Origin of the sequence: Microbacterium sp. K41 (assembly GCF_004794395.1) — a bacterium.
Taxonomy (GTDB): Bacteria; Actinomycetota; Actinomycetes; order Actinomycetales; family Microbacteriaceae; genus Microbacterium; species Microbacterium sufflavum.
Genome location: NZ_SSDO01000115.1, coordinates 1 through 10,366, shown reverse-complemented (window position 1 = coordinate 10,366; position 10,366 = coordinate 1). Strand labels below are relative to the sequence as shown.

11 protein-coding genes are annotated in these 10,366 nt (G+C 71.8%); 5 read left to right on the top strand and 6 right to left on the bottom strand.

The window, feature by feature from the left end; genetic code table 11:
* On the top strand, nt 1–346 hold a 346-nt coding region (locus DW309_RS02460; protein ID WP_524538330.1), incomplete at its 5' end, for a TetR family C-terminal domain-containing protein.
* Nucleotides 347–473: 127 nt separating this feature from the next.
* Here the strand turns inward: DW309_RS02460 and sucD are convergent.
* The gene (gene sucD / locus DW309_RS02455) at nt 474–1,376 is read right to left on the bottom strand and encodes a succinate--CoA ligase subunit alpha (protein ID WP_136036215.1); all 903 of its coding nucleotides are present in this window, start codon (nt 1,374–1,376) and stop codon (nt 474–476) included.
* 18 nt (nt 1,377–1,394) lie between these two features.
* Nucleotides 1,395–2,561: an ADP-forming succinate--CoA ligase subunit beta gene (sucC, locus tag DW309_RS02450; protein ID WP_136031181.1), complete on the bottom strand. Its 1,167-nt coding sequence runs from the start codon at nt 2,559–2,561 to the stop codon at nt 1,395–1,397.
* Between the two features lie 157 nt (nt 2,562–2,718).
* Here sucC and DW309_RS02445 point away from each other — a divergent pair, with 157 nt between their 5' ends.
* Nucleotides 2,719–3,381, top strand: coding sequence for a TetR/AcrR family transcriptional regulator (locus tag DW309_RS02445; RefSeq protein ID WP_136031183.1), 663 nt, complete (start codon nt 2,719–2,721; stop codon nt 3,379–3,381).
* A 73-nt stretch (nt 3,382–3,454) separates the two neighbouring features.
* The gene (locus DW309_RS02440) at nt 3,455–4,690 is read left to right on the top strand and encodes an acyl-CoA dehydrogenase family protein (protein ID WP_136044456.1); all 1,236 of its coding nucleotides are present in this window, start codon (nt 3,455–3,457) and stop codon (nt 4,688–4,690) included.
* Here DW309_RS02440 and DW309_RS02435 read toward each other — a convergent pair.
* Nucleotides 4,687–5,238: a GNAT family N-acetyltransferase gene (locus DW309_RS02435; RefSeq protein ID WP_136044455.1), complete on the bottom strand. Its 552-nt coding sequence runs from the start codon at nt 5,236–5,238 to the stop codon at nt 4,687–4,689. The two genes, DW309_RS02440 and DW309_RS02435, sit on opposite strands and share 4 nt — an antisense overlap.
* Nucleotides 5,238–5,723 carry a hypothetical protein gene (locus DW309_RS02430; protein WP_136044454.1) on the bottom strand — a complete coding sequence of 162 codons (486 nt, stop codon included), beginning with the start codon at nt 5,721–5,723 and terminating at the stop codon, nt 5,238–5,240. The genes DW309_RS02435 and DW309_RS02430 overlap by 1 nt, the downstream gene beginning before the upstream one ends.
* Nucleotides 5,724–5,787: 64 nt before the next feature.
* On the opposite strand from DW309_RS02430, the gene DW309_RS02425 reads away from it, so the two are divergent.
* Together DW309_RS02425 and DW309_RS02420 are read left to right on the top strand one after the other, a co-directional pair.
* Nucleotides 5,788–7,239, top strand: coding sequence for a phytoene desaturase family protein (locus DW309_RS02425; protein ID WP_136044453.1), 1,452 nt, complete (start codon nt 5,788–5,790; stop codon nt 7,237–7,239).
* Between the two features lie 46 nt (nt 7,240–7,285).
* Nucleotides 7,286–8,329, top strand: a complete 1,044-nt coding sequence (locus DW309_RS02420) for an ATP-dependent DNA ligase (RefSeq protein ID WP_136044452.1) — start codon at nt 7,286–7,288, stop codon at nt 8,327–8,329.
* A 6-nt stretch (nt 8,330–8,335) separates the two neighbouring features.
* Here DW309_RS02420 and ligD read toward each other — a convergent pair whose 3' ends face one another.
* Together ligD and DW309_RS02410 are read right to left on the bottom strand one after the other, a co-directional pair.
* A complete protein-coding gene (ligD, locus tag DW309_RS02415) occupies nt 8,336–9,406 on the bottom strand; it encodes a non-homologous end-joining DNA ligase (RefSeq protein ID WP_136036211.1) in 1,071 nt (356 codons plus the stop codon).
* Between the two features lie 64 nt (nt 9,407–9,470).
* Nucleotides 9,471–10,366: SseB family protein (locus DW309_RS02410; RefSeq protein WP_136044451.1), on the bottom strand; the 896-nt coding region annotated here is incomplete at its 5' end.

Genomic DNA, 10,366 nt, shown 5'->3' with positions numbered 1-10,366 from the left:
GCGCGACACCCCCGGCCCCGCCGCGCTCCGCGACGGCAGTCACGCCTTCCTCGACGCCATCACCGCGGGAACCGCCGCGCGCGTGCTGCTCGTCGACGGTCCCGCCGTGCTCGGCTGGGAGCAGTGGCGTCGCCTCGACGCCGAGGGGCCGGAGCAGGAGCTGCGTGCCGGACTGCGCGAGGCCGGGGTCCCGTCCGCACAGCTCGACGCCCTCACCGCCGCGCTGTCCGGCGCCATGAACGAGCTCGCCCTGTGGCTGGCCGCCCGCCCCGACGACACCGCGGCGCGACGGCAGGCACACCGCGCACTCGACCGCCTGCTCGACGCCGTGACGTCGGCGCACTGAGACCGGACGCGACGAGGACCTGGGCACGACGATGCCCCGGACACGACGATGCCCCGGACACGACGATGCCCCGGACACGACGAAGGCCCCGGGGTGGAGCCCGGGGCCTTCGCTACCAGTGTACGCCTTACAGCGCCTCGATGATCTCGCGCATCAGCGCGGCGGTCTCGGACGGCGTCTTGCCGACCTTCACGCCCGCAGCCTCGAGGGCCTCCTTCTTCGCCTGCGCGGTACCGGCAGAGCCGGAGACGATCGCACCGGCGTGACCCATGGTCTTGCCCTCGGGAGCCGTGAAGCCCGCAACGTAGCCGACGACCGGCTTCGTGACGTTCGCCTTGATGTACTCCGCCGCGCGCTCCTCGGCGTCGCCGCCGATCTCGCCGATCATCACGATCGCCTTGGTCTCGGGGTCGGCCTCGAACGCGGCCAGCGCGTCGATGTGCGTGGTGCCGATGACCGGGTCGCCGCCGATGCCGATGGCGGTGGAGAAGCCCAGGTCGCGCAGTTCGAACATCATCTGGTAGGTCAGGGTGCCCGACTTCGACACGAGGCCGATCGGGCCCTTACCGGTGATGTTCGCGGGCGTGATGCCGACGAGCGCCTCACCGGGGGTGATGATGCCGGGGCAGTTCGGGCCGATGATGCGGGTCTTGTTGCCCTTGCTCTGCGCGTAGGCCCAGGCCTCGGCCGAGTCGCCCACGGGAACGCCCTCGGTGATGACGACGAGCAGCGGGATCTCGGCGTCGATGGCCTCGATCATCGCGTCCTTCGTGAAGGCGCCGGGGACGAAGGCGATCGACACGTCGGCGCCGGTCTCCTTCATGGCCTCGGCGACCGAGCCGAAGACGGGGAGCTCGACGGCGTTGCCGTCCTTGTCCGTGTGCGAGACCGTGGTGCCGGCCTTGCGGGCGTTCACGCCGCCGACGACCTGGGTGCCGGCCTTGAGCATGAGCGCGGTGTGCTTGGTGCCCTCGCCGCCGGTGATGCCCTGGACGATGACCTTGGAGTCCTTGTTGAGGTAGATCGACATTTCTCTCGTCCTTCAGTCTCAGGCGTTGGCGAGCTCGGCGGCCTTGTCGGCGCCCTCGTCCATGGTTGCGGCCAGGGTCACGAGCGGGTGCGCGTACTCCGCGAGGATCGCGCGACCCTCCTCGACGCGGTTGCCGTCGAGACGGACGACGAGCGGCTTCGAGGCCGTGTCGCCGAGGGTCTCCAGTGCCCCCTTGATGCCGTTGGCCACGGCGTCGCACGCCGTGATGCCACCGAACACGTTGACGAACACGCTCTTGACCTGCGGGTCGCCGAGGATGACGTCGAGGCCCGCCGCCATGACCTCGGCCGAGGCGCCGCCGCCGATGTCGAGGAAGTTGGCCGGCTTGACGCCGTTGTGGTTCTCACCCGCGTAGGCCACGACGTCGAGCGTGGACATGACCAGACCCGCGCCGTTGCCGATGATGCCGACCTCGCCGTCGAGCTTGACGTAGTTCAGGCCGCTCTGCTTGGCCTTGGCCTCGAGCGGGTCGGCGGCGTCCTTGTCCTCGAGCGCCTCGTGCTCGGGGTGGCGGATCTCCGACGCGTTGTCGTCGAGCGTGACCTTGCCGTCGAGGGCGATGATGTCGCCCTCCTCGGTGCGGACGAGCGGGTTGACCTCGACCAGCGTCGCGTCCTCGCCCTTGTAGACGTCGTAGAGCTTCACGAACACGTCGGCGACCTTCTCGACGAGGTCCTCCGGGAAGTTCGCGGCGCGGGCGATCTCGACCGCCTTGTCCTTGTCGATGCCCGTGAGCGGGTTGACCTCGACGCGGGCGAGGGCCTCGGGGCGCTCGACCGCGAGCTCCTCGATCTCCATGCCGCCCTCGACCGAGCAGAGGCTCAGGTAGGAGCGGTTCGCGCGGTCCAGCAGCACGGAGAAGTAGAACTCCTCGGCGATGCGAGCGCCCTGCGCGACCATGACGCGCTTGACGACGTGGCCCTTGATGTCGAGGCCGAGGATCGCCTTCGCGGCCTCGTACGCCTCATCGGGGGTCTTGGCGACCTTGACACCGCCGGCCTTGCCGCGGCCACCGGTCTTGACCTGGGCCTTGACGACCACCACACCGCCGATCTTCTCGGCGGCCGCCTTCACCTCCTCGGGGGTGTCGGCGACGATGCCGGCGAGGACCGGCACTCCGTACTTCTCGAAAACGTCTCGTGCCTGGTACTCGTACAGATCCACTGTGGTTCCTTCACTGGGCTGCTGTTGGTCTGGTGATTCTCTCGATGTCGAGACATCGACCAGTCCCCCAGCCTACTACCTCGGCCTGACCGCTCCGGAGCGCGGGGCGGGCGGCGATGACCGCGGCGGCCGGTCGACGAGGACCTAGGATTTCGTCATGCGAGACTTCCCCGAATCGCGCGACGCCGTCGTCGCCGCCGCCCTCGAGCTCTTCCGGACCCAGGGCTTCGACCAGACCTCCGTCGAGCAGATCGCGAAGGCCGCGGGGGTGTCCCGCTCGACCTTCTTCCGACAGTTCGGCGGCAAGGAGGATGTGGTCTTCGCCGACCACGAGGTCCTGCTGGATCAGCTCAGGGAGTTCCTCGCCGAGGGGCACGACGACCCGTGGGCGGCGGTATGCGCGGCGTCGGAATCGGTGTTCGCGCACTTCTCCAGCGACCCGGAGATGGCACGTCGCCGCTACCAGATCGTGCGCCAGGTGCCGGTGCTGCGCGAGCGGGAGATCATCACGGTGTTCCGCTACGAGCGACTGTTCGACGAGTACCTGCGCGGCGCCCTCCCCGGCGTCGATCCGCTCGACGCGGTCGGGTTCGCGGCGCTCGTCACCGCGGTGCACAATCACGTGCTGCGCCAGCTGCTGCGTGGCCGCAGGAAGGTGCCGCTGTCGACCCTGCAGTCGGCGCTCGCGGATGTGCGGCGCCGCTACGGCGTCGCGGACGGGTCCGCCGCGGATGCCCCGGACGACGTGGTGGTGGCGGTGTTCCCGCGGGCGATGCCCGTCGCCGAGGTCACACGGCGGCTGCGCTCCCGGCTCGACTGATACCGCGGCGAGCTCGGGGCTCGTGGGACCCAGTATCGAGGAGTACGATACTCAGGTCCACGAAGGAGCACCCATGAGCATCGAAGCCTCCCCGTTCCCCGGCGAGCGCGTCTCGTCGTACGACGTCACCGGCCGGCAGGACAGCGACTACTACGCCGTGTTCACCGACATCCCCGCGGCCGACCGCGAGGCCTGGGACCGCGCCAAGGCGTACGTCGACGAGGTCGCCCCGCAGATGGCCGAGGCCTGGGACCGCGCCGAGTACCCCCTCGACGCCGCCCGCCGCATGGGCGAGCTGGACCTCGTGGTCGACGGCATCGACCACCCGTCGCTCACGCGCCTCTCCCCCCTCGCCGCCGGGCTGGTCAACATGGAGATCTCCCGCGGCGACGGCTCCCTCGGCACGATCCTCGCCGTGCAGGGCGGCCTGGCCCTTCGCACCCTCGCGCTGTTCGGCTCCCCCGCCCAGCAGGAACGGTGGCTCACCGCGCTGGCGGACGGCTCCGTGCTCGGCTCGTTCGCACTGACCGAGCCCGACCACGGGTCCGACTCCGTCTCCCTGGAGACCACCGCGCGCCGCGACGGCGACTCCTGGGTGCTCCGCGGCACCAAGAAGTGGATCGGCAACGGCGCCTCGGGCGGCATCACGTTCGTCTGGGCCAGGGTCGACGACGAGACGGCCGCGGAGCACGGCGCCGTGCGCTGCTTCCTCGTCGAGCAGGACACCCCGGGCTACACCGGCACCGTGATCCGCGGCAAGGCCTCGCTGCGCGCGATCCACCAGGCCCACATCCGCCTCGACGACGTGCGCGTGCCCCTCGACGCCGTGCTCCCGGGGACGACGAGCTTCAAGGATGCGTCGACCGTGCTGTACGCCACGCGCTCGGGTGTCGCGTGGTCGGCCCTCGGCCACGCGACCGCCTGCTACGAGGCCGCGCTGGCCTACGCGAAGGAGCGCGTGCAGTTCGGCAAGCCGCTCGCCAAGTTCCAGATGGTGCAGGAGCGGCTGACGCACATGCTGGAGGACCTCACGGCGATGCAGCTGTACTGCCGCCGGATGGCCGACCTGGAGCAGGCGGGGCAGCTGCGGCCGACCCAGGCCTCGCTCGCGAAGTTCCACAACACCCGCGCCGCCCGCCGCATCGCCGCGACCGCCCGCGACCTGCTCGGCGGCAACGGCATCCTGCTGGAGAACGGCGTGATGCAGCACCTCGCCGACATCGAGGCCATCCACACCTACGAGGGCACGGAGTCGGTGCAGGCGCTGCTGCTCGGCCGCGACATCACGGGGATGAGCGCGTTCGCCTAGCCCTTCGAATCGCTCACGGTGCGGCGTTCGGCGGCCGGATGCAGCGAAGTGAGCGACTCGAAGCAGAGGAGGCGGTCGCGGTCGTCCCAGGGGTCGACGGGACGGAAGCCGCGGGACGTGTAGAGCCGGATCGCGGCGCCGCGCCAGTCCCAGACCGACAGCCGCACCGCACCCTCGGCCGCCGCCAGGACGGCGTCGAGCAGCGCGGAGCCGACGCCGCGGCCGCGGACCGCCGGATCCGCCCAGAGTCGCTTGATCTCGGTGTACCCGGCATGCGGAAGAGCGATCACCACGCCGACCGGAGCCCCGTCGAGCTCCGCCACGAGCACTCGTGCTCCGGCGTACGCGCTCGCGGGGTCACGCACCTCCGGCAGGTATCGCTCGGGGAGTTCGCTCTCGGGCTCCGCGGGGTCACCCAGGACGTCGTGTTTCTCATGCTCGGTCTGCCGGAGATACGTCGACACCGCGGCACCGACGAAGGCCCCGTCACCCGGCCACTCCGCCTCACGGACGGTGACGCCGCGCCGCGACGCGGAGGCGGCGGGCATCAGTCGCAGCCGCAGCCGCCGGCCGGGGTCTTCACCATGAAGCACACGTCGCACACGCCGTAGTCGCGCTCGACGGGCTTGGGCGCCGCGGGCGTGCGCGGGGCCGCGGGAGTGCGCGGCGCGGAGGATCGCTTGGCCCGCACGGCGGTCGGCGGCGCGAACTCGCTCGGGTGCGTCACGTAGAAGTACGGTGCGCGCCCCTCGCTCGGCTGCAGTCGCAGGCGGGTCGAGCCCACCGTGACCACCTCGTCCTCCGTGAATCCGTTGGTGTAGGTGCGGCCGATGTGCAGCGCCGCGCCCTCACCACGACGGATCGCCTCGATGTAGCGACCGCGGTCGATCAGGGAGGTCACCCCGATCTGGTCCACGATCTCGCCGATGAAGGCGTGGTTCACCGGATCGATGCGGTGCGCGCGCAGCGCCTCGGGAAGCGAACGGTAGGGACGGGAGGTGCCGGCGGGAGTCGGGCCCTGGACTTCATTCATCCCTTCCAGGATCGCACGGCGCAACCCCCTCGGCCGACCGTCCTCCCCGTGCGAGACTGACGCCATGCCCCTCGCGACGATCATCGGCTCCGGACCGAACGGCCTCTCGGCGGGGGTCGCCCTCGCCCGCGCCGGGTACCGCGTGCGCGTGCTCGAAGCCGCCGCCACGGCCGGGGGCGGCCTGCGCACACAGGAGGCCACGCTCCCCGGGTTCGTGCACGACGTCTGCTCTGCCGTGCACCCCGCCGCCATCGCCTCCCCGTTCTTCCGGGCGTTCCGGCTCGACGAGCGCATCACGTGGATCCGTCCCGACATCTCCTTCGCCCACCCGTTCGACGGCGGACGCGCGGCGATCGCCTGGCGCGACATCGAGCGCACCGCCGCCGAGCTCGGGCCGGACCGCGGCGCCTGGCTGCGACGACTGCGGCCGCTCAGCACCCACATCGACGGCGTGACGGACTTCACCGGCAACCAGCTGCTGCGGATCCCTCGCGACCCCGTCACCGCGGCACGCTATGCCGTGCGGATGCTGGATCAGGGCACGCCCCTCGCCCGCATCGCCTTCCGCACCGAGGAGGCCGCCGCGCTCATGGCGGGTGTCGTCGCCCACGCGAACTCGCCGCAGCCCACGCTCGCCGGCGCCGCCGCCGGGGTACTGCTCGCGGCGCTCGCCCACGCGGAAGGCTGGCCCTACCCGCGCGGGGGATCCCAGACCATCGCGGACGCCCTCATCGCCGACCTGGAGGCCCACGGCGGCACGGTCGAGACGGGCGTGCGCGTGGACGACCTCGCGGCGCTGGACTGGGGCGACCCCGCACGCGGCGACGTGCTGCTGCTCAACACCTCGCCGCGGCTCACCCTCACCCACCCCGACATCCCCGCCCGCTACGCCAGGGCCGTGCGTGCCTACCGCTACGGTGCGGCCGCCGCCAAGGTCGACTTCGCCCTGGACGGCCCCGTGCCGTGGACGAACCCGCACGTGCAGAACGCCCCGACCGTGCACGTGGCCGGGAACCGGGACGAGGTGTGGAACAGCGAGAACGCCGTCGCCGTCGGCCGTGTGAGCGAACGACCGTACGTGCTCGCGGTGCAGCCGTCCGTGTTCGACCCGACGCGGGCGCCGGAGGGCAAGGCCGTGCTGTGGGCGTACATCCACGTGCCGGGCGGCTCCGACCTCGACCCGACCGAGCTCATCACGGCGCAGATCGAGCGGTTCGCTCCGGGGTTCCGCGACCGCATCCTCGCCCACCACGCGGTGCCGGCGTCCTCCCGCGAGGCCCTCAACCCGGCCGAGATCGGCGGCGACATCTCCGGGGGCGTGTTCGACATGCGGCAGGCGCTGCGGCGTCCCGTGCTCTCCCCCGCGCCCTGGCGCACCCCGATGCCCGGGGTGTACCTCGCCTCGGCCTCGACCCCGCCCGGCCCCGCGGTCAACGGCATGGCCGGCTGGCACGCGGCGCACACCGTGCTGCGCGACGCGGGCACGCCCGCCGAGCTCGACGACCTGTTCGACTGACCGCAACCCCTTCCTCCCCGCGACGCCCGCGGTCCAGGATGGGTGCATGCGCTACGAGATCCCCGCCCCCATGCTCGCCAAGGCGACCGCCACGGTGCCCGACCCCGTGAAGCACCCCGGCGGACTGCTCTTCGAGCCGAAGTGGGACGGCTTCCGCGGGCTGATCGCCTGGGACGGCGAGACCGTCGAAATCGGATCCCGCGGTGCGAAGCCCCTCACGCGCTACTTCCCCGAGCTCGTCGACGCGATCCCGGAGCTGCTGCCCGGCCCGTGCCTGCTCGACGGGGAGATCGTGGTGGCGACCGGGCCGCAGGGAGCGCAGCGGCTGGACTGGGAAGCCCTCAGCCAGCGCATCCACCCGGCCGCCTCGCGCGTCGCGAAGCTCGCCGCGGAGACCCCTGCCATGTTCGTGGCCTTCGACCTGCTCGCGTACGGCGAGGACGACCTGCAGACGCAGAGCTTCGAGACGAGGCGCGCCCGGCTGGAGAGCGTGATGGAGGCGGTCGAGCATCCCCTGCACCTCACCCGCACCACGCGCGACCGCGACGCCGCCGTCCGCTGGCTCGAGGAGTTCGAGGGTGCCGGGCTCGACGGCGTCGTGGCGAAGCCGCTCGACCAGCCGTACGCGCCGGGCAAGCGCACCCTGCTCAAGATCAAGCATGCCCGCACCGCCGACGTGGTCGTGCTCGGCTACCGCATCCACAAGTCCGGCTCCGGGGTGGGCTCGCTGCTGGTCGGGCTGTACGACGCCGACGGGACACTGCGCCAGGTCGGCGGTGTCGCGGCCTGGAGCGACGCGCGGCGCCAGCAGCTGGTGGAGGAGCTCGCGCCGCTCGTGGAGCGCGACGCCTCCGGAGCGGCCGTGACGGGCGAGGGTGAGCGTTCGCGGTTCAGCGGGTCGAAGGACGTGTCGTTCGTGCGCCTCCGCCCCGAGCGCGTGCTGGAGGTGCGGTACGACCAGCTGGAGGGTGCGCGCTTCCGCCACACGGTGCAGTTCGAGCGGTGGCGACCCGACCGGGACGCGCGCTCCTGCACGTACGACCAGCTCGACACGGTCGCGGGTTACGACCTCGCCGACGTGCTCAGCTGAGCCGGGTCAGTCCTCGACCGGGTTGCCGTTCTCGTCCCAGTTCGCGGCGTTCTTCTTGCTGGGCTGCACGCGCGGCGGCTCGCCGGGCATCTTCGGAAACTCGGGCGGGAACGGCAGCTCGCCCAGCCCCGCCGCCAGGTCTCGCTCCCACCACTCCAGGAGGGTGTCGATGCGTCCCGGCGTCGCCTGCATGTCGGCCCACGGGTCGCCGATGTCGTCGAGTCGCTGCGGGATGCTGCGCACCGTGAACGAGCGCGGATCGACGTCGTCGAGCTCGTCCCAGTGCACCGGCGTCGAGACGGTCGCTCCCGGGAGCGCACGGGGGCTGTAGGCGCCGGCCATGGTGCGGTCGCGGTTGGCCTGGTTGAAGTCCACGAACAGCCGCTCGCCGCGCTCCTCCTTCCACCAGTTCGTCGTGACCCGGTCGGGCATGCGTCGTTCCAGCTCGCGTCCTGCCGCGATCACCGCGTGCCGCACGTCGAGGAACTCGTGCGTCGGCTCGATCGGCGCGAACACGTGCAGGCCGCGGTTGCCGCTCGTCTTCGCGAACGCCTCCAGACCGGCCTCGCGCAGCACCTCCCGCAGCGCGTGGGCCGCGGGCACGGCCTCGGCGAAGCCGGTGCCGGGCTGGGGGTCGAGGTCGATGCGCAACTCCACCGGGTTGTCGGAGTTCTCCGCCAGCGACGCCCACGGGTGGAACACGATCGTGTTCATCTGCACCGCCCACACGATCGCGCTGGGCCGGGTGAGCACGATCTGCGGGTGTCGGCGGCCGCTGTTGTACGTCACGGTCACGGCATCGACGAAGTCGGGGGTGCCCTTGGGCGGGTTCTTCGAGAAGAAGCCCTCCGCCCTCGGCTCCCCGCTCGCGCCGACGCCGTCGCGGAACCGTTCGAGCGACACGGGGCGATGGCCGTTGGCCGACAGGAACGGCTGCGCGACCTGCTGCACGTACTCCGCCAGCTCGGCCTTGGTGATGCCGAGGTCGGGCCACACCACCCGGTTCGGGCTGGAGAGGGAGACCTCGCGCTCCCCGTCGGGGTCGGAGACGGTCAGGGTCACGCGTTCGGAGGCCATGATCCGACCCTAGGGCGCACCCCCGACGGGCGGAACCCCCGGCGACCGGGGGAACACGCTCGGCTCAGTCGTCGATCTGCACGGCGCGGACGAGGACCGGTGCGAGGGCGTCGCGCTCCACCACGATCGACGGACCGGCGGAGTCCACGATCACGCCCGCCATCTCGGCGTGACTCGTGAGCACCTTCGCCAGCTGCTCCGGCTCGAACGGCAGCGGCCGGTCGCCACGCCCCAGGGCGATGACCTCCAGCGGGTGCGAGAAGAGCTGCAGGAACCGGCGGCCGTCGGCGGTCTGGGCCTCGGCGATGCCGACCTGACCGGTTCCGGATCCGTCGTTCACGGCCACCCACATGCGCGTCGTCGCGAGGGCCTCCCCCACCTTCGCGGGGGTGTCCTGCGCGCGCGGACCGGCGATCAGGGACTTGACCGTCATCTCGGTGTCGGCCTGCTCCAGCGTCTTCTCCAGCAGCTCCGTGGGGAACACCACGCGGTGCGGCGCCGAGGCGTTGTCGATGATGAGTCCGGCGAACTCCCCCGCGACCACGTGCTGCATGACCGAGGTGGACGGCTGCGCGACCGCCGACGTCGCGGAGGGGTCACCCTCGAGCTGCACGGAGTCGCGCACCGCGGCCGCCGAGCTGAACGCGAGCATGAACTGACGGTCGCCGTCGCGCACGACCGCGACCGCGAGCGGCTTGCCCTCGCTGATCTGCTCCCTGGCGTCGCCGTTCACGCGGATGAACAGGTGACTCTGCAGCGCCTGCCGCAGCACCCCGAGCAGTTGCTCGTTCGACGCGCCGGCCTCGATCTGGGCCAGGGCCTCGCGCAGCAGGACGTTGTCCTTCATGCCGGGGACGCTCTCCGTCTGCTCCGGCGGGAGGGCCGGGGCCAGCGGCAGCTTCCGCTCCTGCGGCGTCGCGGGCTGCCCGGTCGGGCGCGCGGCGGGGGCGGTCGCGGAGG

Bases quoted from the DNA above. Each gene is read 5' to 3' on its own strand.
- sucD (WP_136036215.1), bottom strand. From the start codon at position 1,376: ATGTCGATCTACCTCAACAAGGACTCCAAGGTCATCGTCCAGGGCATC.
- DW309_RS02445 (WP_136031183.1), top strand. From the start codon at position 2,719: ATGCGAGACTTCCCCGAATCGCGCGACGCCGTCGTCGCCGCCGCCCTC.
- DW309_RS02440 (WP_136044456.1), top strand. From the start codon at position 3,455: ATGAGCATCGAAGCCTCCCCGTTCCCCGGCGAGCGCGTCTCGTCGTAC.
- DW309_RS02435 (WP_136044455.1), bottom strand. From the start codon at position 5,238: ATGCCCGCCGCCTCCGCGTCGCGGCGCGGCGTCACCGTCCGTGAGGCG.
- DW309_RS02430 (WP_136044454.1), bottom strand. From the start codon at position 5,723: ATGAATGAAGTCCAGGGCCCGACTCCCGCCGGCACCTCCCGTCCCTAC.
- DW309_RS02425 (WP_136044453.1), top strand. From the start codon at position 5,788: ATGCCCCTCGCGACGATCATCGGCTCCGGACCGAACGGCCTCTCGGCG.
- DW309_RS02420 (WP_136044452.1), top strand. From the start codon at position 7,286: ATGCGCTACGAGATCCCCGCCCCCATGCTCGCCAAGGCGACCGCCACG.
- ligD (WP_136036211.1), bottom strand. From the start codon at position 9,406: ATGGCCTCCGAACGCGTGACCCTGACCGTCTCCGACCCCGACGGGGAG.